Source organism: Pseudalkalibacillus sp. Hm43 (genome assembly GCF_054170705.1).
Genome location: NZ_CM135129.1, coordinates 2,948,200 through 2,972,499 on the forward strand (window position 1 = coordinate 2,948,200; position 24,300 = coordinate 2,972,499).

Genomic DNA, 24,300 nt, shown 5'->3' on the forward strand with positions numbered 1-24,300 from the left:
TTTTTGTAGTACCATTTTCTTCTTTTTCCAAATCTCGTGATTCGTATATTCGAGGGATGTCCCCGTGTGTTATACTTTCGAAAGAGAGTACAGAGAACGGGTGATTACATTACATGAAAGTCAAGCATAACCCATCTGAGGAACAAGGGAAGGTCATCCCTTTTTCGCGGAGTGGGGAGTATTATTTTCAACGTGGATTAAAGGCATATCAGAAGAAAGATTTGTACAGGGCGAAACAACTTTTTCAACGGGCGGTCGATGTCGATCCGAAAGAACCGACGTACCTTTGTCAGCTTGCTGCAACACTCGCAGAACTCGGAGACTTCATCGAGTCGAATGATCTGTTGGAATACATCGTGAGTGAAATTGATTCAGACATCTCAGAATGCTACTACTTCATGGCAAACAATTATGCCCATCTCGGAATGTTCCGCGAGGCCGAAAATGAAGCGGTCCGCTACATGGAAAACGATCCGGATGGGGATTTTTACGAGGATTCAGAAGAATTGCTAGACCTGATACATAGCGAATTTGGCGAGGATCTCGAAAACCGTTCATCTGAAGAACGGCTGATTGTACAACATGAAAAAGCGCGTCGCAGCCTCGAACAGGGGAAATTTGCGGATGCGCGAGACCTATTGAAGCAGATGATCCAGAACCATCCGGAATTCTGGGCAGCCTATAACAATTTGGCGCTTGCCCATTTTTACCTTGGAGAATATGAAGAAGCTTTCGTCGTGCTTGATGATATCTTAGACAAGAATCCAGGAAATCTTCATGCGCTTTGTAATGCTGCTCTTTTTTATAAACAGCTTCAACAAAGGAACGAGCTCGACCAATTTGTGCGCATGCTCAGAGTCATCCATCCAATCATTCCTGAACATCGGTATAAGCTCGGAAGTACATTTGCTCTTCTCGAGGAGAATGAGCTTGCTTTCCTATGGCTTCATTCTGTGAAAAATCACGGATACGCATGGAATGTGACGTATTTCCACTGGTTGGCTATCGCCTCGTTAAAAACAGGGCGTACGCAGGCAGCACAATGGGCTTGGGAAAAGCTCCTCGACCTCGATCCGGAGAGCCCAGTTGCGACGTATTATCTAGATAAATTGGAAGATTACGCACTCCAACCCGAGTATGCTGAATATCAATATACTATACCGATCAATAATTTTCATGAAACGACCGAATTGACGGAGCGGATTCAACAATTGAAAGGAACGATCAACAAAAATAAGCTTGCTCATCTGTTGTTGATCCGGAAGTGGAAGGATGAAGAGGCATCTGCTGCATTGGAAGCATTGTGTGCTGAAGTGAGTGAAGCAGAAATTGTAAAAGAGCTAGCAGCCACGGTTCTGTTCGAGAATGGTTATGAACAGGTGGAGATGCAAATGGAAAAAGGTATTGTTCAATTAAACGAACCGCCTGTCGAGGCAGTGGCAGGACTAGAAATCCTCGATCAGCTTCTCCAGCACCGGAGTGAATTGGGTGGAGAATCAGCGCTTCTATGGTATCTATTGATTGGAGAATCGAAAAGCGGAACGATTTCATTGAATAATACAGAGGCTTGGGCTGGTGCCATTGAATATCTATCCGACTTATTACATGAAAAGAAGACTTCTCAAAAAGAAGTTGCATCACGGTACGGTATTTCCATTTCGACTGTCGGTAAGTATGTAAAGAAATTGAGAGAGCTATACGATAGAGAAACTGAAGGTACTTTTAGCGAGTGACAGGGACCGCTTTTTTAGTAAGCTAGGTTACAATGATGGGGCTCGTGAGCATTTTGTTAGACGAACGACCACTCGATTTTATACGATACTAATAAGATAAAAATAATGGTCCAAACTAAAAGTACTTTGGTTATGGATGTATGCTCTGTTCAAATCAACATGATTTGACAAAGCCTAGGAATAAAGGAGTGGAGACAATGTCTGAAGAAAAAATTTACGATGTAATCATCGCAGGCGCAGGTCCGGCTGGATTGACGGCTGCTGTATATACTTCACGTGCGAACTTGAGCACATTGATGATTGAACGCGGAATTCCAGGCGGGCAAATGGCGAACACAGAAGATGTGGAGAACTATCCAGGATATGACCATATCCTTGGACCGGATCTTTCCAACAAAATGTTCGAACACGCGAAGAAATTCGGTGCTGAATACGCTTATGGTGACGTAAAAGAGATCGTTGATGGGGAAGAATATAAGACAGTCATCGCAGGCGGCGGTAAAGAATACAAGGCTCGCTCCATCATTATTGGTACGGGTGCAGAATACAAGAAGCTAGGCATTCCTGGAGAGAAAGAATTGAGCGGTCGCGGTGTATCCTACTGTGCAGTCTGTGACGGTGCATTCTTTAAAGGGAAAGAGCTTGTCGTCGTCGGTGGAGGAGACTCTGCTGTCGAGGAAGGCGTGTACTTGACTCGTTTCGCATCTAAAGTGACGATTGTTCACCGTCGTGATCAATTGCGTGCGCAAAAAATCTTGCAAAACCGTGCGTTTGATAATGACAAGATCGACTTCATCTGGAACCATACGGTAAAAGAAATCAACGCTGAAAACAACAAAGTCGGAAGTGTGACGCTTGTCAGCACAGAAGACGGTGAAGAGCGTGAATTCAAGACAGACGGTGTATTCATCTACATCGGTATGATTCCATTGAATGCAGCGGTCAAAGATCTTGGCATCACAAATGAAAACGGCTATGTAGAAACGAACTCAGAGATGGAAACGAAAATTCCTGGCATCTTCGCTGCAGGAGACATTCGAGAAAAAACGCTCCGTCAGATCGTGACGGCAACAGGTGACGGCAGTATCGCTGCACAAAGTGCTCAGCACTATGTTGAGTCGTTGATGGAGAAGTTGAGCGTCTCTTCATAAAATCTAAATGATTCGTAATTCTGTTTTAATCCGATTGTAACAGCCGTGAAACATTGGTGGGGTAGTATATAATTAAGAAATTGACCCCCTTTTAATAAATTTCTTATTTTGTGCACGGGACAAACGTTCCGTGCTCTTTTTTTGCGCATTTTTAACAGTGCCAGGTACCACTTTAGAACCCTTGTGGTGAGGGAACTTTTGGTCGGTACCTGGTACCACGAAGTCTATCCTTCCCAAAAATGAGCAGAACCGTAACTTTGGGGAAGGATTCAGGACTTTTCAACAATGTCATCTGTCAAACAAACGTTTGTTTGAGTGGAATCAATCAAACGTTTGTTTAAGATGACCCCCAGTTTACACAAACTATAAGAAATTAACGGTAAGCGTAGGAACATAGGATGTAGTATAATGATAGAAAGAGGTGAGTGAAGTGCAACGAGTCGCCAATTGTGTACTCGAAAAGGATGATCAAATCTTAGTGCTGCAAAAGCCACGACGTGGATGGTGGGTAGCACCAGGCGGAAAAATGGAGTCTGAAGAGACGATTAAAGATGCAGTCATTCGCGAGTACCGTGAAGAAACAGGATTGTACTTGAAGAACCCGAAATTGAAAGGGGTCTTCAATTTCATCATAAAAGAGGGAGATCAAATCGTCCAAGAATGGATGATGTTCACCTTCTATGCAACGGATTTTGAAGGAGAAGTACTTTCGGAGTCAGAGGAAGGGAAACTCGCCTGGAAGCCGAAGGATGAAGTTTCTGATTTACCGATGGCACCGGGAGACTATCATATTTTGGATTACATGATGACTGGAAACGGCATGATCATCGGTACGTTTACGTATACACCGGATTTCAAGCTTCTCAGTTATCGATTGGATCCATCTTAAGCTGATACTTTTACAATGAATCAGTTCCTGCGTAAAAAGAGGACTGATTTCCGATACACTGAAGACGATCCTATGAAAGGCGGGTTTACCCATGAAACAACAAGAACAACATGAATTTCGCATGGTCATCATCACTGGTATGTCAGGTGCAGGTAAAACGGTCGCGATGCAAAGCTTTGAAGACTTGGGCTATTTTTGTGTCGATAATCTTCCGCCTGCTCTTTTACCGAAATTCGTTGAGTTGATGGATGGTTCAACCGGGAAACTAAACAAGGTCGCTCTTGTCATGGACTTACGTGGTCGCGAGTTCTTCGATCAATTGTTTGCTACAATCGATGAAATGTCCAATAACGATCAAATCAAACCACAGATCCTTTTCTTGGATGCACAGGATTCCAAGCTGGTCCAACGATATAAAGAAACACGCCGTTCCCATCCGCTTGCACCGAACGGATTGCCGCTTGAAGGGATTAAGAATGAGCGTGAACTACTGGAAGAGCTGAAAGGCAGAGCGCAAAAGATTCTCGATACGACCAACATGAAACCGAAAGAACTGCGTGAGAATATCATTGAAAGATACTCTGTCAATGAGTCTCATCCTTTTACAGTGAATGTTCTTTCCTTCGGTTTCAAATACGGAATGCCGATTGATGCAGACCTCGTATTCGATGTACGATTCCTGCCGAATCCTCATTACATCGAACATATGCGACCGAAAACAGGCCTGGAAGAGGAAGTGTCATCATACGTCCTGAAATGGTCTGAAACCCAGAAGTTCATCGAAAAGCTGACGGGCTTACTCGATTTCATCATCCCGCACTACAAACGGGAAGGGAAAAGCCAACTCGTCATCGCTGTCGGTTGTACGGGTGGTAAACATCGTTCTGTCACGCTTGCAGAACACCTGAGAGAATATTTGAGCAAAGACTATCGCGTCCATAGCAGCCATCGCGATATTGAAAAAGATAAGAGTCGGAAACCGGAAATTGAATCGAAAGCCTAAGATCGTCGTCTTTGGCGGAGGAACAGGACTATCTGTACTGTTACGGGGATTGAAGAAGTTCCCGGTCGATATCACGGCCGTCGTGACTGTGGCAGATGATGGCGGAAGTTCTGGAAGGCTGAGAGAAGAGCTCGATATCATTCCACCTGGGGATATCCGAAACGTTTTGGCTGCTCTTTCTGAAGTCGAACCGCTCGTTGAACAACTGTTCCAACACCGATTCACAAATGGAAATGGATTGTCCGGTCACTCTCTCGGCAATCTATTATTGGCTGCAATGTCTGACATCACAGGTAATTTCGTAACAGGAATACGTGAGTTGTCTAAAGTTTTGAATGTACGGGGAAAAGTACTGCCTGCATCCGATCACAGGGTGGTCTTGAATGCGCAGTTCAATGACGGATCCATCGTATCAGGTGAATCAAAAATCCCGCATACGGGTAAAAAAATCGTTCGCGTCTTCTTGACGCCGGATACGGTCAAACCGCTCGATGAAAGTTTACGTGCCATCCGGGATGCAGATATGGTCGTCATCGGCCCAGGGAGCCTTTACACTAGTATCCTACCGAGTCTTCTAGTTCCAGGGATTGCTGAAGAGATCAAGAAGTCCTCGGCAAAGAAGGTCTACTTGTGTAATGTCATGACTCAACCGGGTGAGACGGATCATTTTACCGCATCGGATCATGTAAACATACTTGTCGCTCATACCGGTCTACAGATAATTGATACGATTATTGTCAATAATGAGAATGTATCACCTGATTTATTGGAGAAATACGCCACTGAAGGTGGAGAACCGGTCATATATGATGAGACGAGGTTGAAATCCTTTGGGTTTGAAGTCATAAGTGATAAAATAATTCAATATAATGATTCTTTAATTCGACACGATGCAAAACGTGTTTCAGAGATCATTCTAGAACTAGTATCTCAATAAACCCCGATGCAAGAATGGGTGAGGGGGTGTCAGTAGTGTCGTTTGCATCCGATACGAAAAAAGAACTGACCAAGCTGGAGCTGAAGAGCTGTTGCTCAAAAGCAGAGCTTTCTGCACTGATTCGGATGAATGGGTCGATATCGCTTGCCAACCGGGAGATCATATTGGATATTCCGACAGAGAATGCAGCGATTGCACGACGCATCTACACATTGATCAAGCAACTATACAGTTACCCAGCGGAATTACTCGTACGTAAAAAGATGAGATTAAAGAAAAACAACGTCTATATCGTGCGCATCAAGCAAGATTCCAGAACGTTACTGCGTGAACTGGACATCATCGATGATACCTTTTCTTTCAAACGGGATGTTTCCACGTCCATTACGAAGAAAAGTTGTTGTAAACGATCTTATTTGAGAGGGGCTTTCCTGGCAGGGGGATCATTGAACCATCCTGAATCTGCCTACCATCTCGAAATCTTCTCCATGTATGAAGAACATTCACAATCTCTTCTGAACTTGATTAATTCTTTTGGACTAAATGCAAAAATGTTAGAGCGGAAAAAAGGATTTATCATCTACATGAAAGAAGGAGAAAAGATCTCGGAATTTCTGACGTTGATCGGTGCGCATAATGCACTCTTACAATTCGAAGACGTCCGGATCATGAAAGATATGCGGAATTCCGTCAATCGTCTCGTGAATTGTGAAACGGCGAACTTGAACAAGACCGTCGGTGCATCCATGAGACAGGTTGAAAACATCAAGCTGATCGAACGGGAAGTCGGTCTTGAAACGTTACCTGATAAGCTTCGGGAAATCGCCGAACTGCGTGTGAAGTACCAGGATGTTTCGTTGAAAGAACTGGGAGACCTCGTCTCTACAGGACCGATCAGCAAATCAGGGATCAATCACCGATTGCGAAAGCTCGATGAATTGGCGAACAAAATACGTCTGGGTCAAATGTAACCTCAGACGTTTTTCTTTCAAGATCATACGAGAACGCTTACATTTTACAAATTGTTAAGAACTTCACATTAATTCGTGGTAAGCGATATATATATTATAAACAGGGAATGTACAAGGAGGAATGGACCAGTGATGGAAAAGGAATTGAGGGTTGAGTTGAAAACCGGATTACAGGCTCGACCAGCAGCATTATTTGTTCAAGAAGCAAACCGATTTTCTTCAGATGTGTTTTTGGAGAAAGACGGGAAAAAGGTGAACGCAAAAAGCATTATGGGAATCATGAGCTTAGCAGTTGCTTCTGGTTCGACGGTCACAATCGTCACAGATGGTAAAGATGAAAAAGAAGCACTCAATGCATTGGAACACTTTGTAACCACCGCAGAGTAATACATAAGTACTATCCAGAGGTTGGAAATGGATAGTACTTTTTTATTTTGTTAAAAAAGCCTGTTTAAGAGGGCATTTGATGGGGTGAAAACAGTAAAACGATGCAAGTCACCTAACGAAAGAGGGCATTTGATGGGGTGAAAACACTAAAACAAAGCAAGTCACCTAACGAAAGAGGGCATTTGCTGGGGTGAAAACACTAAAACGAAGCAAGTCACCTAACGAAAGAGGGCATTTGCTGGGGTGAAAACACTAAAACAAAGCAAGTCACCTAACGAAAGAGGACATTTGATCGTGTGAAAACGAAAAACCTAATATATCAGTCAGATCTTAAATAATAGGAATTCCTTCCACAACCTACTAGTAAATAGTTGCTCATAAGGATTTTGCGTATCGACGCTTTGTCATGAATAATACGACACCATTCATGTATGCCACTCGTTGTTATTTTTTTGTCTGGGAAGAGCATTTGATATTCTTCCACGGCCCTCAAAACAGCTTGCTGATATTCTTCGGTTCTGCCGCATTTTTTACAATTCAGAGAGGTTCTTTCTAATCTGCTATACAGCGTCAAACACTGAGGACAATAAATCCCTTTCTTGAGCTGATCATATTGGTATTTTGGTAACTTTGAATATGGATTTTCTGTCAGATGATGAGCTAATAATTGTTGGGGCAGTTGGGGATGCTGACCTTTTGAATGCGGGGGAGCTTTCTTCAAGTAATTCAAAAAGCGATTTAACTGAGGGGGATGTATGATCGGGAGATTTCGAGACGAGTCGTAAAGATGGAATTCGGGGTTTACGAAGACTAGGTATGGTTCAATGGGTACATTGTAACCAAATCTTTTAAGCAATCCTCTTAATACAATTTCATTTCGGTGTAGCTGATGTAAGGGATTTTTTATAACATTCCCGGATGTTGAATACCAATGTTCACGTTCAATATAGTAATCACCTTCGAAATTTTTAATTTCAATCAGATTGATTTTTGGGGATGAAAGGATTAGTGAGTCCATTTGACATACAGTGTTGTTATGCTCCAGCAACATGTCATTGAGAACGATCTTTCCAACTAGAAAAGGTTCTGCCAAATTATCGAATCTTTTTTCACCTATGTAGCCTTTTTCAAGGTTGTCCTTATAATTCTTATCATCTTGTGAGAGCTTCATTCGAACATTTAATGACCTCATAATCCTTAATTCCTTTGATTCATAGCGAGGTTTCATATCCCTCTCCTTTACATTTTTAGTAATCATACCTGTATTTAAGAACTTGTACAACCCCTTTACTTACTTAAGAAAAGCTGCTACTATTATATTAACTTATAAAAAGTAAGTGAAAAGAGGGGATGAACATGTCATTTCATCGTGGGATCAATCCATATGTCAATCAAGTTGAGTTATTCGTTTCAGAAATAGAGAGATCGAGGGCGTTTTATACAGAAGAGCTAGGTTTCAAAGTACTAACGGAAGAAGGAAAGTCAATCACGTTAACGGCTGATGGTGTTAATCCACTCATTACGTTGGTTGAAAATCAAGAGGCTGCCCCGAAACAAGCAAGAAGAACGGGATTGTTCCATTTTGCTATCTTGTTGCCTTCACGAAAGGATTTAAGCAACTTCATCATCCATATGCAGGAAAAGCGCTATCTTTTACAGGGAGCTGCTGACCATCTGTTCAGTGAGGCCTTATATTTAGCCGATCCTGATGGTCATGGAATTGAAGTCTATCGCGATTTGCCACCTGAAGAATGGACCTGGCAGGGAGAAGAGCTGCCGTTGGTGAGTGATCCGATAGACATGGAGGGCGTCATCCAAGCGGGAGATGGACACTGGAACGGTCTCCCATCCGATACGGTCATCGGTCATATTCATTTGCATGTTCGTAATTTGGAAGAAGCAAAGCGATTTTATGTCGATGGACTCGGATTTGATGTAACGATACCGATGAGGCACCGAGCACTCTTTGTTTCAACAGGTGGCTATCACCATCACATCGGACTGAATACGTGGAATGGGACGGACATTCCGAAACCAGATCAGGGCAGTGTTCATATGCGATGGTATTCCATAAAGTTTCATGATGAGGCGCAAAGGAATGAAAGAGTTGAGCAGTTGAACAGGATGGGATATTCGGTAGAAACCGAAGGAGATCTTATATGGACGGAGGATCCTTCAGGTAATCGAATTTTACTAGATGCAAAATAAATTTTTAAAAGGCATCAGCACTAGAGGCTGATGCTTTTTTCATGTTTTAAGTCATCTTTTCTGAAAAAAATGGGTTGACGTTTTGAAAAGTCCTGTGTATAGTATGGATAACTTAACTTTAGTACTTAAAAGCGTCTAAGCGTTTAAGTGTGTAAAAGAATTCAATTCAATATCAAAGCCTTTGCAAAAGCAGTAGCAATTCGGTGGGCAGCACATAGAGACCGGACGGGTGGTGAAAGTCCGGGCAGTCGAATTCGTGAATTACATTGCAAGTGAAGGGCTTTATGTATGAGTGGATGAACGATTCAGTTCATCAATCAGGGTGGTACCGCGGAAACTTTTCGTCCCTATGTGGATGAAAGGTTTTTTTGTTTTCCAAAAAACAAATAAATTCAAAATAAAAGGAGAATGAAAGATGAAACAAAGACCTTTACCGGCGCATTTAAGAAAATTTGTTGTGGAGCAGCATCACGAGAAGTATTCACCGATCAACCACGCGGTTTGGCGTTATGTCATGCGACAGAATCATAATTTCTTGAAAGATGTGGCGCATGAGGCGTATACGGATGGCTTGGTTTCATCTGGGATCAAAATCGATTCAATTCCGAAAGTCGATGATATGAACGAGAGCTTGAAGCCATTCGGTTGGGGAGCTGTTACGATTGACGGATTCATTCCGGCTGTCATGTTCTTCGATTTCCAGGCTCATGGATACTTGCCGATTGCAACGGACATTCGTAAACTCGAAAACATCGATTACACACCAGCTCCTGACATTATTCATGAAGCGGCTGGGCATGCACCGATCCTTTCAGATCCTACTTTTGCACAATTTGTAAAACTGTTCGGTGAGATCGGATCGAAGGCACTCGCGACCAAGGAAGAGCATGAACTGTTTGATGCCATTCGTTCCTTGTCTGCGATACTAGAAGATGGTTCTGCATCTGAAGAAGAGATCGAAGCGGCACGTTCGAATTTTAAAGAAAAACAGGAAGCGGTCAACGAGATTTCTGAAGCTGAACAGATTTCAAGGTTATACTGGTGGACGGTCGAATTCGGAATGATTGGTACTGTAGAGAAACCGAAACTGTACGGAGCAGGTCTATTGTCTTCGATCGGTGAAAGTGTCACGAGTTTATCAGATGAAGTTATGAAACTTCCATTCGATTTGGAAACGGCGATCAACACAGGTTTCGACATTACCACCCAGCAGCCACAACTCTTTGTCTGTGAAAGCTTCGAGCAATTGATTGAAGCGGTGGAACAGTTCTCTGAGACGATGGCATTCAAAGTCGGAGGTACGGAAAGCCTGGATAAAGCGGTCCGATCGGCGAACACAGCCACTTCTGTCTTCAGCTCTGGCCTCCAGGTGACAGGAACTGTGACGGAACTGATCAAAGACACTGATGGGAAAGCGATTTTAATGAAAACGGAGGGACCAACAGCCCTCTCCGTAAATGATGAAGTGCTTGAAGGGCACGGGAAAGACAGCCATGTGGAAGGCTTTAGTTCTCCTATCGGTGATCTCACTGGATCGGAAAAAGCACTCGAAGATTGGACAGATGAAGACTTTGTCGCGAACGGTCTTGAAGTAGGAGAACCACTTCGGTTGGAATTTGATTCAGGTGTCGTTGTCCAAGGTACACTCGATCATGTCGTCCGCAAAAACGATAAAGTCATCATGTTGGGTATTGAAGGTGCAAAAGTGACGCATGAAGGAATCGTTCTTTTTGAAACGGACGAAGGAATCTTCGATATGGCGGTCGGAAGCCGAATCACTTCGGTCTTCGCTGGAGCTGCCGACAGTGAGCATTTCTTTGGTGGGGATGTGAGAGATGAAGAGGATCCAGTAGAACCGAGAGAACATTCTCCGCTTGAAAAATTGTACGGGAAGATTCGTAGTTTGAGAGAGGAAGAGAAGACACCACAAGAAGTCATTGAGACCATCAACCTCGTCGTGACGGAGTTGGAAGACTTCCCTGAAGATTGGCTATTAAGACTCGAAATTGTAGAGATTCTCACCCAGAAACCGTTGTTACCGACGACGAAAAACAAGTTGATGACGGATCTTGAAGAAATGAAAAAACAACCCAAGCTCAATAAATGGATCAACAATGGGCTCCATTTGATCAAAGTTCGAAAATCAGCTTAATCCGATTTGAAAGAATCGTGCACAAATAAGGAAAACCAGAGCGGCATCCTCCCACTGCTCTGGTTTTTTCTATTCAATCTATTTTTCTACATTCAGAGGGATCTCCAGGATATTGATTTCTGAGCCGTCTTTGGCGCTCTCTACGAAAACCTTGATAACCAATTGATCTTTCAAATCTTCAGGTACTGAAATCGTCGTTTCAAAAGTACCCCATGCCGGCGCGCCTTCCGATGCCATCAGAAAATCACTGGCAATTACCGTGTCGCCATCCTTCAATTCATATTGAAAAGCGGCTTCAAACACCCTTGCTTTACCTTTAAAAAGGAACTCACCACTGACTTTTTCGTTCGGGAGAGGACTTTCAATCTTGAAGGCATCGTTTTCAACCGGATCACCGACCGCTGCGTCTTCATCCGATCCTGTATCCCCATCCTCATCAGGCTCTTTTTGATCCTGACCCTGCTGTTCTTCAGACGCTGGAGGTGGACTTTCATTTTCCGAAAACCATTGGTAGGTTCCAAATCCAAGAAGGACAATCAATATTAAGACAACAAGACGTTTCAACCGAAATCCCTCCTTTATTTCAGCTTATGAGTGTTCTTTCACTTTTTACCCATAAAAAAAGGTCGACCCTATCGGTCAACCTTTCTCTGTTCCTTATTAAGTTGTTGCTACTGGCTTTTCAATAACGTCATCGATCAAGCCATATTCTTTCGCTTTATGTGCACTCATGAAGTTGTCACGATCCGTGTCACGTTCTACAACTTCGACTGGTTGACCAGAACGATCAGCGATGATCTTGTTGATCTTCTCACGCATTTCGATGATACGACGAGCGTGAATCTCAATGTCAGCAGCTTGCCCTTGCGTTCCACCAAGTGGTTGGTGAATCATGACTTCACTGTTTGGAAGTGCATAACGCTTACCAGGCTCACCTGCTGTAAGTAAGAATGCACCCATGGATGCAGCCATACCGATACAGATCGTGCTGACTTTTGGTTTGATGAATTGCATCGTATCGTAGATCGCCATTCCAGCAGTGATGGATCCGCCAGGACTGTTGATGTAAAGGGAGATATCCTTATCTGGATCTTCTGCAGCTAAGAATAGCAACTGTGCAACGATCGAGTTCGCTACATTGTCATCAATCGCGCTCCCTAGCATGATGATACGGTCTTTTAGAAGGCGGGAGTAAATGTCATAGGCACGTTCTCCGCGGTTCGTTTGTTCAATAACTGTTGGGATTAAGTTCATTTCAGAAATCCTCCTCTTTCCATAAGTATCTTTATGGCTTAATTTCATCTTACTCAATAGGTCAATATAGGTCAAACTATTAGGCTTCATCGACCGTACTTTTCGTTCGACGATTTTCTCCTTGATGAAAGCATTCGTTGATTCTTCGAAATTCACTCGCTTTCCACGTGCGAACCGCAAGCCTCACTTCCACAGGATGTGGTGACTTCGACGTTCACCACAGGACGTGGTGTGGCTTAGTCGAAGCGGGGTCTTGCCTGGCTCGCTATTCCCGCAGGAGTCTCGTGAATTTCTTCTTATCAACAGATGTTATTCAAACCATGAAAGACTATTGAGATCATTATGTATGGACTATGGTTACATCATACCATTTTTCCCGTTCTTAGCGGATTTAAACGTTGAATCGAGGATAAAAGTTTTATAAAAGAGGGTGTCGGGTAAAAATGTTGATAAGAGTATAACGTGGTAAAAAGGGAGGTCCTTTATGTGACTGAAGTGATCAAAGTAACGGTCAATGGTGTCGAATACCAAACGACGGCTGGACAGAATGTACTACAATTTCTCAAAGCGGAAGAGGTCGATGTGCCTTCCGTCTGTTTTCACGAGAGTCTTGGCCCCATCCAGAGCTGTGACACATGCATCGTCGAAGTGAACGGAGAATTGCAAAGGGCATGTGGTATGAAGCTTGAAACTGATATGGTCATCCAAACCCAACTTGAAGATGTACATAAAGCGCAAGACCTGGCGATGGACCGTATATTGAAAAACCATGAGCTCTACTGTACGGTTTGTGACCACAACAACGGCACGTGTGACATACATAATACGGTTGCAGAAATGCAGAAGGAACATCAGAACATACCGTTCAAAGAGAAAGGCTACGAAGTCGATTATTCCGGGTCCTTTTACCGATATGATCCAGACCAATGCATACTGTGCGGACGTTGTGTCGAGGTGTGTCAGGATGTCGAGGTCAATGAAACGCTCTCAATCGATTGGTCGCGCGAACAGCCTCGCGTCATCTGGGATAATGACGTTCCGATCGACGAGTCGTCCTGTGTCAATTGCGGTCAGTGCGTCACGGTGTGTCCGTGCAACGCATTGATGGAAAAGCCGATGTTGAAGGAAGCGGGCTATCTTACAGATGTGGAACAAGGCACACTGCGGTCCATGATTAATTTTACGAAAAATGTAGAATCCGGTTTTGGTCCATTGTTTGCCATTTCGGACACAGAAGCGGAAATGCGAGAAGATCGCATCAAAAAAACAAAAACGGTTTGCACCTATTGCGGAGTCGGCTGTAGCTTTGACGTCTGGACGAAAGGACGGGATATTTTAAAAATACAGCCTCAACCCGAAGCGCCGGCAAATGGAATTTCCACATGTGTCAAAGGGAAGTTCGGCTGGGATTATGTGAACAGTGAAGAACGTCTCACCAAGCCACTGATCCGTGAAGGGGATGTGTTTAAAGAGGTTGAATGGGACGAGGCGATTTCGTATGTCGCGAAACGCATGTCTGAAATCAAAGCCGAGAGTGGACCGGATGCGCTTGGATTCATTTCCTCCTCCAAGGCGACGAATGAAGAATCTTATTTGATGCAGAAGCTCGCACGCCAAGTGATCGGAACGAACAACGTAGATAACTGTTCCCGCTATTGCCAGTCTCCAGCGACGAAAGGGCTTTTCCGAACGGTCGGATACGGTGGAGATGCAGGTTCGTTGAAAGACATTGAAACGGCCGGGCTTGTGATCACGATTGGGTCTAATACAGCCGAGTCCCATCCGGTTTTGGCGTCGAAAATAAAGCGCTCTCAAAAGTTGTTCGGACAGAAGCTCATTGTCGCAGATATCCGTGAACACGAAATGGCAGAACGGGCCGATCTGTTTTTCCAGCCAGTTCCAGGTACAGACTTGATCTGGTTGTCCGCCGTGACGAATTATATCGTGGAAAAAGGGTGGCACGATGAAGAATTCTTGCATAACCGGGTGAACAATGTGGACGAGTATTTAGAAAAGATTAAGAAGTTCACACTCGAGTATGCAGAAGAGGTGACTGGTCTCTCCAAAGAAACGATGATCCACATTGCGGAAGCGATTCATGAAGCAGATTCGACGGTCATCTGCTGGGCGATGGGTGTGACCCAACAGAAGGGTGGCAGTGATACGAGCACCGCGATCTCCAATTTGCTCATCGTGACAGGGAATTATGGTCGTCACGGTACAGGTGCTTACCCCCTTAGAGGGCATAACAACGTTCAGGGCTGCAGTGATTTCGGTAGCATGCCGAATTCGTTCCCTGGCTATCAGGATGTGGAGGATGATGAGATCCGGGGCAAGTTTGAAAAAGCTTGGAAAAGCGAGCTGCCCGCTGAACCTGGTATGACGAACCACGGGATGGTCGATGCAATGCACGAAGGATCCTTGCGAGCACTGTATTTACACGGTGAGGATATGGGAATCGTCGATGCGAATGCGAATTACGTACAACGTGGATTCGAGGAATTGGATTTCTTTGTCGTCCAGGATCTGTTTTTATCGAGGACATCCGAATTCGCTGATGTCATTTTACCGGCCGTTCCTAGTCTTGAAAAAGAAGGAACGTTCACGAATACCGAGCGTCGCATCCAGCGGATTTATCAAGCGCTTCCGACTTTAGGTGATGCGAAACCGGACTGGGAAATCGTTCAAATGTTAGCGAGAGAGCTTGGTGCAGACTGGAATTTTGGAGGACCAGCCGAAATCATGGACGAAGCAGCGAGTCTGACCCCGATGTTTGCCGGTGTTTCTTATGAACGATTAGAAGGGTACAACAGTCTGATCTGGCCGGTGGATCCTGAAGGAATTGATATGCCAATGTTGTATGAAGATAAATTTCATTTTGAAGATGGAAAAGCACGGCTGTATTTCGTGGATTGGACAGAACCGACAGGGACAGACGTGGAGTATGACCTGCACGTCAACAGTGGTCGATTGCTTGAGCATTTCCATGAAGGGAACATGACTTACAAATCGGAAGGAATCACAAGAAAAACACCGAGTGCGTTCATTGAGGTGTCTCCTGAACTTGCTGAAGAGCGTGGTGTGAAAGATGGAGCGCTCGTCAAGCTGACATCGAGGACGGGTTCCGTTAAAGGTCGTGTCGTCGTAACCGATCGAGTGAAGGGGAATGAGCTCTTTATCCCGCTGAATGATAATGGAGAACTTGCCATCAATAAATTGACTTCCAGTGAAGTGGATAAAGATACGGATACACCAGCTTATAAGGATACAGCGGTTAAAATGGAAGTGCTGGAAGAGAAGGGTGAAAGACCGCTACCACACAACAATCACCGATTCGGAAACCGGAATCCACAAATCGGTGTGCGGATTGAAGAGAAATGGAAGCGTGATGATTATGTGTTTCCTGGGAACATCATCCGTAAGAAGGAAGTGAAGAAATAATGGCAAAGCCGACGAGAAAAATCGAGCCACTCGTTCCTTCAAAAGATCAAATCCGAGAGCAAGGGATGGAAGAAATTGAAGATGCACTGGTCGAGCGGAAAGAAGCCGTATTGGAAATGCTTACGCTCGTTGACCGGCTGCACGAAAGCGATGTTCTACCTTTGTTAAGTGCACTCGTCCATCATAAAGATCAAGCGACTTCTGCACTGTTTCAAGAAATCAACCGCCCACAGAATGCTCAGTTCGCTCGCAACATGGTCGACTTGATGGGATTCCTCGGAAAGGTCGAGTTTGAAAAAATGCAACCACTCATGGAGCGGATGAATGAAGGGATACTGGAAGCGAATAAAGAAGAAGAAAAAGAAGACTTGATCAGTATGTTTCAACTGCTCAAAGCGCTGAAAGACCCGGAAATCAACCGATCCATTCGCATGCTCCTCGCCTTCCTGAAAGGCATGGGCAGGGAATAGTAAGAAAGAACTGCGGTGCCAGGCACCGAACAGAACACGTTGTTACACAACGGTTCTCATTCGGTACTTGGCACTTCCAAAGCAAAAAAAGATTGGAGGACGGTCCCCCAATCTTTTCTTTATGATTCTTCGCTTTCTTCTTCTTCGTCGGTTTCTGAGTTATCAGTGTACGTGTTTGAACCAGGTCCGAGTCCGAGGAAGTCTTGCAGTGCTTGTGTGTTTTTTTCAAAATCGAGTTGCAGAATGGATCCTGCGGAATTGGATGTTTCAGTGAAGCCACCTTCTACAGGGATCTTCAACGTTTCGATTTCACCTTTGTTCGTCATGATATCTTTAGCCAGTCCAACCGCAGTCAGTGTTTTCATGTTCGTATCAATATAAGGTTGAATCGTTCCAATAACCTTTGGAAGCTTACTGATTCCATAGAGGCTTGTGAATTCATCTTTTACTTTAGAAACCACTTCTTGTTGTCTTTCGACACGGGCGAAATCACCTCTGGCATCATGACGGAAACGAGCATAACCTAATAGCTCTTTACCATTCAGTTTTTGTACACCCGGTTCTAATGTCACTCCGATGTTCGTGGACATCCGTTTTTCGACGTCCATTTCGATACCTTCTGGAGCGACTGTATCAACGATTTGTTCAAAGCCTTTGAAATCCACGAGCGCATAATAATGGATATCGATGTCAAAGTTCTCTTTGATCGTTTGTCTCAACAGTTCTGGACCACCGTGGAAAAAGGCAGCATTGATCTTGTTATCTTTGTAACCCGGAATTTCAACGTAGGAGTCACGCATGATAGACACCAATTTTGCTTGATCAGTATCTGTATCGTATTGAGCAATCATGATCGTGTCTGTACGCGAATTGTTTTCCCCTTCTCGAGCGTCAACACCTAAGAGAAGGACATTATACTTTCCTTCGACGGGTTCTTCTGCATTGAATTCATAATCGGATTCCATCTCTTTTGAAGGTTCTGCTTGTTGAAGCCCTCGATAATACTCTATAGCAGCATAGCCGGCGACAGCTATGAACATGATGACTAGAAATAATAGCGTCTTTTTCAGAAAGTTGCCTTTCTTTTTTTGCTTTTTTCGATCTATACGTGAAGGCATAAACTCTTTCACCACCAATTAAACATTATAAAAACATGCCATATCAACACTACATACTGACACTAAATTATATCACAATTTGTAAAGTCCTGTATAAATGTCGGGAAAAATATTTTTTTAAGGGGGTTGTTGAATGGACATCGAGCAAGTGTACCACACTCTTCAAATTTCCCTCGCATTCGGGATGTACGTTATTATCCCCGCAATGATCATATATAAAATGTTCCGCCGGAAGAAACTCCCGAATAATGAGTACACTCCATATGACGACATGTTGTCGGGAAGAGTTTCATTTGACCGGCAAAAAATTTCAGAAGACAATAAACATCAAGTGCGTTATGCAGAAATTGAACATGAAAATCATGAAAATAAGTGATCCAATCTGTATTTTTGAACGTTTGCATATTAAAAGTAACTTTGTTAGTTTTAGACCAATAACAAGGTCCAGGAGTGAAAAATATGCAACTAAAACGCAATACATTTTTTTTGGTCGTTTCTATACTCATGATCTCTTTCTTAGTTGGGTGCGGTTCAGGTGAAAAAGAAGATGCTCCGAAATCTGATGACTCCGCAACGACTGATGAAGAACTGAAGAATGAGGACCAAGACGATGCGAATCAAGCCGACAAGAACAGCGATAAAGCACATGAAACGGATCGAAAAGGCAATACAATTGAAATTACAGCAACAGAAATGAAGTTCGAGCCATCACAAATCACTTTAAAGAAAGGGCAAGAGTATGAATTTGTCATGACGAATGATGGACAAGTCTTTCACGATTTTGTGGAAGATGAGATGGAGATTAAAATGACCTTCATGAGTGATATGCCCGATCACCCAGACCAGACATCCATGCTCGATCGGCTATTAGGCACAAAGAAAGCCTTTGCGCACAGTGACGAAAAGCATAAAAAGACGCTACACATGAATGCAAAGCCAGGTCAAACGGTCAGTATAAAATTCATTCCGAAAGAAACAGGAGAGTTTGAATTTTACTGCAGTGTACCTGGCCATAAAGAAGCCGGTATGAAAGGAACAATCATTGTAGAAGAATAAATTGTTTAGAGTGTTCATTTGTCGGACACTCTTTTTTTTGTAAATATTGCATAGTGATAAAGCGCATACATTTTTGATATGATGGTGTTAGGGAGGTATTGTTATGGAGTTAGGTCTATATCAAACGCAATCGATGAAACTTGTCATGACGAACGAGTTACGGCAAGCAATCACGATTTTACAATACCCAACACTTGAATTAGCTCACTTTCTACGTCAACAAGCACTAGAGAATCCTATTATAGAACTGATCGAACGAGACACACATACAGATAAAGTCGACCAACCTACGACTTTCGACAAGGACTCATGGTTTTATGAAGACGATGAAGTTCATCCAATCTATTATGTAAAATCAGAAGATCCTTCTCTTCCGCAATATTTAGTCGGTCAATTGACCTGGCTCGAGATACCGGAGGAGGAGAAGACCATCGTCGAGTATATGATTTATTGCCTGGATGAAAACGGCTATCTCGATTGCAGTTTCGAATGTTTGCAAGAAGAGCTCGGCATTGAGATGGACAGGATCGAGAAGGCATTAGGAGTCATCCAGCAGTTAGAGCCCGTCGGTGTCGGTGCCCGCACGCTTTCGGAATGTCTTCTTTTACAATACAAAGCGGGTGATGATACATCGCCAGTGGTCCAGGAAATCATTGAACATCATCTTCCGGATCTTGCGGATAAAAAGTTCAGCCAGCTTTCCAAGAAGTTGAGCATTTCGTTGTCGGAGCTCCAAAAGGCGGATGCGATCATTCGCTCGCTTAACCCTAGACCATGCTCCGCTTTCTCGAAACAACGCAGCGAGTGGGTCGAACCGGAATTTTTCATTGAGAATGATGATAGCGGCGGATTCAAGATCCGTATGAATGAGGAACTGGTTCCAGAGGTGACCTTGAATGATCGATATTTCCGTATCATGAAACGTCACTCGGATGCTCGCTCTTATTTGGAAAAACAACTGCAAAAGTATGAATGGTTGAAGCGAAGCCTAGAGCAGCGCAGGGAAACTTTGCAAAATCTCGCGGATTTCCTCGTTCAGAAGCAACGCACCTTTTTTGAAAAAGGGTATGAGGCATTGAAGCCGATGACGTTGAAGGAAGTCGCACAAGCAATCGATGTGCACGAATCGACCATCAGCCGAGCGGTCAAAAACAAGACGATCCAGACGCCGAAAGGGACGATTCAGTTGAAATCGCTGTTCACTTCGAAGCTGGATAAAGGGAATCATACGGAAGAAACTTCGTCAGCCCAGGTGAAAATCAAGATCCAGCGGTTGGTTGAAGCTGAAAAGAAACAAAAGCCACTCTCGGACCAAAAGATCGCCGACAAACTGAAAAAAGAAGGAATCGACATCTCGAGACGAACGGTTGCGAAATACCGGGAAGAATTACGCATCCCTTCCTCATCCAAACGAAAATCACTTGTAGTATAATGAAGATGGAACGAAACCTGTTCCATCTTTTCATTTGGATAAGGCTTATCGTGTCCCGAAAACACAGAAAACGAATCTTCGGGTAACGATAAGGGAATAAAAGAGAACCAAAGGAGCTTACATATGTTGACCGTTCATTTTTACACAAAAGAGAATTGTCCGCTTTGCGATCAAGCGCTCCTCATCTTGGAGGACCTGCAAGAGGAACTTGGTTTTACAATAGAAGAAAGAGACATTCACTCAAACGATGAGTGGCTGGAGGCTTATGGCCTGATGATTCCGGTTGTACAGGTGGCTGGCGAAGACCTGCAATATGGTAAAATCGATCGAATTTCCTTAAGAAAACGCTTACTTACATTTATTTAGTTATATTAGTTGAACACCTTTCAAAGACTTGCTATTATACTAATTGAAAGGGCAGTAAATTTTTTTACATGAATTGGGACATAATATGACTAACCGGGACAAAAATAGTCCTACTTACTCTCATAAAGGGGAGTTGCGATGGAGCCGATCATTGAAATACAACGAAAATTATTGCCAGATTTAATGGATGTTATGCAAAACCGCTACCGCATCCTTCAGAACGTCCGATATCTCCAGCCGATCGGAAGGCGAAGCTTAGCAGCGAACCTTCAACAGACGGAAAGGGTGCTTCGGGCGGAAGTGGAGTTCCTGAGCAAACAAGGTCTCTTGAATATCGCCTCGTCAGGTATGACATTGACCGATGAAGGCAATCATATTCTCCTAGAACTTGAAAATATTATGAAAGAAGTTTCAGGACTTCATGTTTTAGAAGAGCGTTTACGGGAAAAATTAAAGTTGGCAGAAGTGATTATCGTGCCAGGTGACAGTGATCGAGATCAATGGGTTAAAAAAGAAATGGGGAAAGCGGCAATCAAACGTCTTCTCCCGCTTCTGAAAACCGAGAAAACCATCGCTGTTACTGGAGGAACGACCCTTTCGGCTGTGGCTGAAATGATGAAGCCCTTGCCGAATAAAAGTAAACCTCTGATTGTCCCTGCAAGGGGCGGATTAGGGGAGCAGGTTGAAAATCAGGCGAATACGATCTGCTCGACAATGGCGCGCAAAGCCAATGGAGAGTATCGACTCTTACATGTCCCAGATCAATTAAGCGAAGAGTCGTATCAATCCTTGATTGAAGAGCCTGGTGTAAAAGATGTACTGGACCAGATCCGATCTGCTGAAATCGTCATTCACGGAATTGGTGAAGCGAAAACGATGGCAGAACGCAGAAAATCATCCGAAAACGTTTTTCATGAAATTGAAAAACATCAAGCCGTTGCCGAAGCATTCGGTTACTACTTCGACAAGGACGGATCCATCGTCCACAAAGTGAAAACTGTCGGATTGCAGCTTGATGACTTATCGGATGATAAAACGATTTTTGCGGTTGCAGGGGGCAGTAGTAAAGCGAATGCAATTGCAGCCTACATGAACCGCGGACCGCGTCAGATTCTGATAACAGATGAAGGCGCAGCAAAAGAGTTGATTTAAGGACTGGCATACTCTGTCAGATACTATTACTTAACATACACATTCCAAGGAGGAGTTTTAACATGGCAACAAAGATTGGTATTAACGGTTTTGGACGTATTGGACGTAACGTATTCCGTGCAGCTCTTAAGAACAACGACGTTGAGGTTGTAGCAGTAAACGACCTTACAGATGCAAACATGCTTGCACACCTACTTCAATATGATACAGTTCACGGTAAGCTTGATGCGAAAGTAGAAGTAAACGGTGAAAACCTTGTTGTAGATGGTAAAGAAGTCAAAGTTCTTTCTGAGCGTGACCCAGCTCAACTTGGTTGGGGAGATCTTGGTGTTGAAATTGTAGTGGAATCTACTGGACGTTTCACACAACGTGACGATGCTGCGAAGCACATTGAAGCCGGCGCTAAGAAAGTTGTCATCTCTGCACCAGCGAAGGACGAAGACATCACAGTCGTTCTTGGTGTGAACGAAGACAAGTACGATGCAGCTAGCCACAACGTCATCTCTAACGCTTCTTGTACGACAAACTGTCTTGCACCACTTGCAAAAGTATTGCATGACAAGTTCGGTCTAAAACGCGGAATGATGACAACAGTTCACTCTTACACGAACGACCAACAAATCCTTGATCTACCACATAAGGACTACCGTCGTGCACGTGCGGCTGGAGAGAACATCATCCCGACAACAACTGGTGCTGCAAAAGCGGTATCCCTTGTCCTTCCTGAGCTTGAAGGCAAGTTGAACGGTATGGCTATGCGTGTTCCAACTCCAAACGTTTCTCTTGTTGACCTTGTAGCAGAGCTTGATAAAGATGTAACAGTTGAAGAAGTGAACGCAGCATTGAAAGAAGCTTCTGAAACAAACTTGAAAGGTGTGCTTGGATACAGCGAAGAGCCACTCGTATCAACTGATTACAACGGCAACCCTGATTCTTCTACAGTAGATGCTCAATCTACTATGGTTATGGAAGGAAACTTGGTTAAAGCAATTTCTTGGTATGACAACGAAAGCGGATATTCTCACCGTGTTGTTGACCTTGTTGCTTTCATCGCATCTAAAGGTTTGTAAGAAAACTCTAAATGAGACTTGGTCAGAGCAGTTTTCACTATGAAAAACTGTACCTGAATCGCAAGTTTCTATAGAATATAGATTGTGGGGGAAGAGGGGTAGTTTTTACTCCTCTTTTCACATGTCCATATACGAAAGTTCTGATGGAAAGCGATTCTGATATGTTTATCGGACAAGTTTGTGTATATTTCTGACCTGTTTTGATTTTTATCTGACAAAAGTTGAAATATATCTGACTTAAATCGCTTTTTATCTGACCAATTTGAATTTTTATCGGACATTTAACTGAATTCATGTACTTAAGGAGGCTTTCCGAATGCAAAAACAATCTATTCGCGATGTCGATGTAAACGGGAAAACAGTGTTCTGCCGTGTCGACTTCAACGTGCCAATGAAGGATGGAGAAGTGACGGATGACACGCGTATCCGTGCAGCACTGCCGACGATTCAACTTCTCGTTGAAAAAGGAGCAAAAGTCATTCTCGCAAGTCACTTAGGACGTCCAAAAGGTCAAGTAGTAGAAGAACTGCGCCTTGATCCTGTGGCGAAGCGTCTAAGCGACCTACTCAACAAGACAGTGACGAAAACAGACGAAGTGTATGGTGGAGAAGTCAACAAAGCGATTTCCGGGTTAAGCAATGGAGACGTCTTGTTGATCGAAAACGTACGATTCGAAGCTGGAGAAGAGAAGAACGACGCGGAACTAGCAAAAGCATTCGCTGACATGGCGGATGTTTACGTCAATGACGCGTTTGGCGCTGCGCACCGTGCCCATGCTTCTACTGAAGGCGTCGCTCATCACCTACCTGGCGTGGCTGGACTTTTAATGGAGAAAGAATTAGAGGTTCTTGGGAAAGCATTGGCTGAACCAGAGCGTCCATTCACAGCGATCATTGGCGGAGCGAAAGTAAAGGACAAGATCGGTGTCATCGACAATCTATTGGACAAGGTTGATAACCTGATTATCGGTGGCGGTCTTGCATACACGTTTGTAAAAGCGTTAGGTTATGACATCGGAAAGTCATTACTAGAAGAAGATAAGATCGATCTTGCGAAATCATTCATGGAAAAAGCGGAGCAAAAAGGCGTGAAGTTTTACATGCCGAAAGACGTTATTGTAGCGGATGATTTCTCTGGAGACGCGAACACGAAAATCGTCTCAATCGACGAAATTCCATCTGACTGGGAAGCGCTTGATATCGGACCAGCTACTCGTGAAGAGTACGAGTCCGTGATTGAAGGCTCTAAGCTTGTCATCTGGAACGGACCGATGGGTGTATTCGAGATTGATACATTCGCAAATGGAACAAAAGGTGTGGCAAAAGCTCTAGCTGACGCAAAGGACACGTACAGTGTCATCGGTGGCGGAGATTCCGCAGCAGCAGTTGAGAAATTCGGCTATGCCGATCAAATGAGCCACATCTCGACAGGTGGAGGAGCATCCCTTGAATTTATGGAAGGGAAAGTTCTTCCAGGGGTAGCAGCTCTACAAGACAAGTAATTTTACAGA

Annotated in this window: 22 protein-coding genes; 18 read left to right on the forward strand and 4 right to left on the reverse strand. The window is 43.8% G+C overall.

Annotated elements, in window-relative coordinates; genetic code table 11:
• Positions 1-113 precede the first annotated feature (113 nt).
• From ACXQIQ_RS15380 to ACXQIQ_RS15410, 7 genes are all read left to right on the forward strand, one after another.
• Positions 114-1,733 (forward strand): tetratricopeptide repeat protein, encoded by a 1,620-nt coding sequence (locus ACXQIQ_RS15380; RefSeq protein ID WP_439301489.1) that lies wholly within the window; start codon positions 114-116, stop codon positions 1,731-1,733.
• 197 nt (positions 1,734-1,930) lie between these two features.
• Entirely contained in the window at positions 1,931-2,884 is a 954-nt protein-coding gene (gene trxB / locus ACXQIQ_RS15385; RefSeq protein ID WP_226547215.1) for a thioredoxin-disulfide reductase, read from the forward strand.
• A gap of 430 nt (positions 2,885-3,314) precedes the next feature.
• On the forward strand, positions 3,315-3,773 hold the full coding sequence (locus ACXQIQ_RS15390; RefSeq protein ID WP_439301488.1) for an 8-oxo-dGTP diphosphatase: 459 nt from the start codon (positions 3,315-3,317) through the stop codon (positions 3,771-3,773).
• 91 nt (positions 3,774-3,864) lie between these two features.
• Positions 3,865-4,776 (forward strand): RNase adapter RapZ, encoded by a 912-nt coding sequence (gene rapZ / locus ACXQIQ_RS15395; protein ID WP_439301487.1) that lies wholly within the window; start codon positions 3,865-3,867, stop codon positions 4,774-4,776.
• Positions 4,760-5,713 (forward strand): gluconeogenesis factor YvcK family protein, encoded by a 954-nt coding sequence (locus tag ACXQIQ_RS15400; RefSeq protein ID WP_439302009.1) that lies wholly within the window; start codon positions 4,760-4,762, stop codon positions 5,711-5,713. Before rapZ ends, ACXQIQ_RS15400 begins: the two co-directional genes overlap by 17 nt.
• A gap of 35 nt (positions 5,714-5,748) precedes the next feature.
• On the forward strand, positions 5,749-6,684 hold the full coding sequence (whiA, locus tag ACXQIQ_RS15405) for a DNA-binding protein WhiA (protein ID WP_439301486.1): 936 nt from the start codon (positions 5,749-5,751) through the stop codon (positions 6,682-6,684).
• 129 nt (positions 6,685-6,813) lie between these two features.
• A complete protein-coding gene (locus tag ACXQIQ_RS15410) occupies positions 6,814-7,071 on the forward strand; it encodes an HPr family phosphocarrier protein (protein ID WP_439301485.1) in 258 nt (85 codons plus the stop codon).
• Between the two features lie 319 nt (positions 7,072-7,390).
• On the opposite strand, the gene ACXQIQ_RS15415 is transcribed toward ACXQIQ_RS15410, so the two are convergent.
• Entirely contained in the window at positions 7,391-8,299 is a 909-nt protein-coding gene (locus ACXQIQ_RS15415) for a nuclease-related domain-containing protein (protein ID WP_439301483.1), read from the reverse strand.
• Positions 8,300-8,427: 128 nt separating this feature from the next.
• Between ACXQIQ_RS15415 and ACXQIQ_RS15420 the strand changes: the two genes are divergently transcribed.
• Both ACXQIQ_RS15420 and ACXQIQ_RS15425 read left to right on the forward strand, forming a co-directional pair.
• Positions 8,428-9,279 carry a VOC family protein gene (locus tag ACXQIQ_RS15420; RefSeq protein WP_439301482.1) on the forward strand — a complete coding sequence of 284 codons (852 nt, stop codon included), beginning with the start codon at positions 8,428-8,430 and terminating at the stop codon, positions 9,277-9,279.
• Positions 9,280-9,694: 415 nt separating this feature from the next.
• Positions 9,695-11,431 (forward strand): aromatic amino acid hydroxylase, encoded by a 1,737-nt coding sequence (locus ACXQIQ_RS15425; RefSeq protein ID WP_439301481.1) that lies wholly within the window; start codon positions 9,695-9,697, stop codon positions 11,429-11,431.
• Positions 11,432-11,509: 78 nt separating this feature from the next.
• Here ACXQIQ_RS15425 and ACXQIQ_RS15430 read toward each other — a convergent pair whose 3' ends face one another.
• Positions 11,510-11,995 carry a Gmad2 immunoglobulin-like domain-containing protein gene (locus tag ACXQIQ_RS15430; RefSeq protein ID WP_439301480.1) on the reverse strand — a complete coding sequence of 162 codons (486 nt, stop codon included), beginning with the start codon at positions 11,993-11,995 and terminating at the stop codon, positions 11,510-11,512.
• A gap of 96 nt (positions 11,996-12,091) precedes the next feature.
• Positions 12,092-12,685, reverse strand: a complete 594-nt coding sequence (gene clpP, locus ACXQIQ_RS15435; protein WP_439301479.1) for an ATP-dependent Clp endopeptidase proteolytic subunit ClpP — start codon at positions 12,683-12,685, stop codon at positions 12,092-12,094.
• Between the two features lie 486 nt (positions 12,686-13,171).
• On the opposite strand from clpP, the gene fdhF reads away from it, so the two are divergent.
• Both fdhF and ACXQIQ_RS15445 read left to right on the forward strand, forming a co-directional pair.
• Positions 13,172-16,126, forward strand: coding sequence for a formate dehydrogenase subunit alpha (fdhF, locus tag ACXQIQ_RS15440; protein ID WP_439301478.1), 2,955 nt, complete (start codon positions 13,172-13,174; stop codon positions 16,124-16,126).
• Positions 16,126-16,596 (forward strand): helical membrane plugin domain-containing protein, encoded by a 471-nt coding sequence (locus tag ACXQIQ_RS15445; protein WP_439301477.1) that lies wholly within the window; start codon positions 16,126-16,128, stop codon positions 16,594-16,596. The genes fdhF and ACXQIQ_RS15445 overlap by 1 nt, the downstream gene beginning before the upstream one ends.
• A gap of 119 nt (positions 16,597-16,715) precedes the next feature.
• Here the strand turns inward: ACXQIQ_RS15445 and ACXQIQ_RS15450 are convergent, their stop codons facing one another.
• Positions 16,716-17,714: an LCP family protein gene (locus ACXQIQ_RS15450; RefSeq protein ID WP_439301476.1), complete on the reverse strand. Its 999-nt coding sequence runs from the start codon at positions 17,712-17,714 to the stop codon at positions 16,716-16,718.
• Between the two features lie 133 nt (positions 17,715-17,847).
• Between ACXQIQ_RS15450 and ACXQIQ_RS15455 the strand changes: the two genes are divergently transcribed.
• The 7 genes from ACXQIQ_RS15455 to ACXQIQ_RS15485 all read left to right on the forward strand — a co-directional run bounded on the left by ACXQIQ_RS15455 (position 17,848) and on the right by ACXQIQ_RS15485 (position 24,291).
• Positions 17,848-18,090, forward strand: a complete 243-nt coding sequence (locus ACXQIQ_RS15455; protein WP_439301475.1) for a hypothetical protein — start codon at positions 17,848-17,850, stop codon at positions 18,088-18,090.
• A gap of 83 nt (positions 18,091-18,173) precedes the next feature.
• Positions 18,174-18,770 carry a cupredoxin domain-containing protein gene (locus ACXQIQ_RS15460; RefSeq protein WP_439301474.1) on the forward strand — a complete coding sequence of 199 codons (597 nt, stop codon included), beginning with the start codon at positions 18,174-18,176 and terminating at the stop codon, positions 18,768-18,770.
• Positions 18,771-18,873: 103 nt separating this feature from the next.
• Positions 18,874-20,202 (forward strand): RNA polymerase factor sigma-54, encoded by a 1,329-nt coding sequence (gene rpoN / locus ACXQIQ_RS15465; RefSeq protein ID WP_439301473.1) that lies wholly within the window; start codon positions 18,874-18,876, stop codon positions 20,200-20,202.
• A 123-nt stretch (positions 20,203-20,325) separates the two neighbouring features.
• The gene (locus ACXQIQ_RS15470; RefSeq protein WP_439301472.1) at positions 20,326-20,568 is read left to right on the forward strand and encodes a glutaredoxin family protein; all 243 of its coding nucleotides are present in this window, start codon (positions 20,326-20,328) and stop codon (positions 20,566-20,568) included.
• A gap of 138 nt (positions 20,569-20,706) precedes the next feature.
• Entirely contained in the window at positions 20,707-21,720 is a 1,014-nt protein-coding gene (locus ACXQIQ_RS15475; RefSeq protein ID WP_439301471.1) for a sugar-binding transcriptional regulator, read from the forward strand.
• Positions 21,721-21,782: 62 nt separating this feature from the next.
• Positions 21,783-22,790: a type I glyceraldehyde-3-phosphate dehydrogenase gene (gap, locus tag ACXQIQ_RS15480; protein ID WP_439301470.1), complete on the forward strand. Its 1,008-nt coding sequence runs from the start codon at positions 21,783-21,785 to the stop codon at positions 22,788-22,790.
• A 316-nt stretch (positions 22,791-23,106) separates the two neighbouring features.
• On the forward strand, positions 23,107-24,291 hold the full coding sequence (locus ACXQIQ_RS15485; RefSeq protein ID WP_439301469.1) for a phosphoglycerate kinase: 1,185 nt from the start codon (positions 23,107-23,109) through the stop codon (positions 24,289-24,291).
• The last annotated feature ends 9 nt before the right edge of the window (positions 24,292-24,300 follow it).

What these genes read in the sequence shown, in the direction of transcription:
- rpoN (WP_439301473.1), top strand. Translation starts at nt 18,874, where the DNA reads ATGGAGTTAGGTCTATATCAAACGCAATCGATGAAACTTGTCATGACG.
- ACXQIQ_RS15475 (WP_439301471.1), top strand. Translation starts at nt 20,707, where the DNA reads ATGGAGCCGATCATTGAAATACAACGAAAATTATTGCCAGATTTAATG.
- ACXQIQ_RS15445 (WP_439301477.1), top strand. Translation starts at nt 16,126, where the DNA reads ATGGCAAAGCCGACGAGAAAAATCGAGCCACTCGTTCCTTCAAAAGAT.
- trxB (WP_226547215.1), top strand. Translation starts at nt 1,931, where the DNA reads ATGTCTGAAGAAAAAATTTACGATGTAATCATCGCAGGCGCAGGTCCG.
- gap (WP_439301470.1), top strand. Translation starts at nt 21,783, where the DNA reads ATGGCAACAAAGATTGGTATTAACGGTTTTGGACGTATTGGACGTAAC.
- ACXQIQ_RS15455 (WP_439301475.1), top strand. Translation starts at nt 17,848, where the DNA reads ATGGACATCGAGCAAGTGTACCACACTCTTCAAATTTCCCTCGCATTC.
- ACXQIQ_RS15450 (WP_439301476.1), bottom strand. Translation starts at nt 17,714, where the DNA reads ATGCCTTCACGTATAGATCGAAAAAAGCAAAAAAAGAAAGGCAACTTT.
- ACXQIQ_RS15460 (WP_439301474.1), top strand. Translation starts at nt 18,174, where the DNA reads ATGCAACTAAAACGCAATACATTTTTTTTGGTCGTTTCTATACTCATG.
- ACXQIQ_RS15470 (WP_439301472.1), top strand. Translation starts at nt 20,326, where the DNA reads ATGTTGACCGTTCATTTTTACACAAAAGAGAATTGTCCGCTTTGCGAT.
- ACXQIQ_RS15380 (WP_439301489.1), top strand. Translation starts at nt 114, where the DNA reads ATGAAAGTCAAGCATAACCCATCTGAGGAACAAGGGAAGGTCATCCCT.
- rapZ (WP_439301487.1), top strand. Translation starts at nt 3,865, where the DNA reads ATGAAACAACAAGAACAACATGAATTTCGCATGGTCATCATCACTGGT.
- ACXQIQ_RS15415 (WP_439301483.1), bottom strand. Translation starts at nt 8,299, where the DNA reads ATGAAACCTCGCTATGAATCAAAGGAATTAAGGATTATGAGGTCATTA.
- clpP (WP_439301479.1), bottom strand. Translation starts at nt 12,685, where the DNA reads ATGAACTTAATCCCAACAGTTATTGAACAAACGAACCGCGGAGAACGT.
- ACXQIQ_RS15425 (WP_439301481.1), top strand. Translation starts at nt 9,695, where the DNA reads ATGAAACAAAGACCTTTACCGGCGCATTTAAGAAAATTTGTTGTGGAG.
- ACXQIQ_RS15485 (WP_439301469.1), top strand. Translation starts at nt 23,107, where the DNA reads ATGCAAAAACAATCTATTCGCGATGTCGATGTAAACGGGAAAACAGTG.
- ACXQIQ_RS15420 (WP_439301482.1), top strand. Translation starts at nt 8,428, where the DNA reads ATGTCATTTCATCGTGGGATCAATCCATATGTCAATCAAGTTGAGTTA.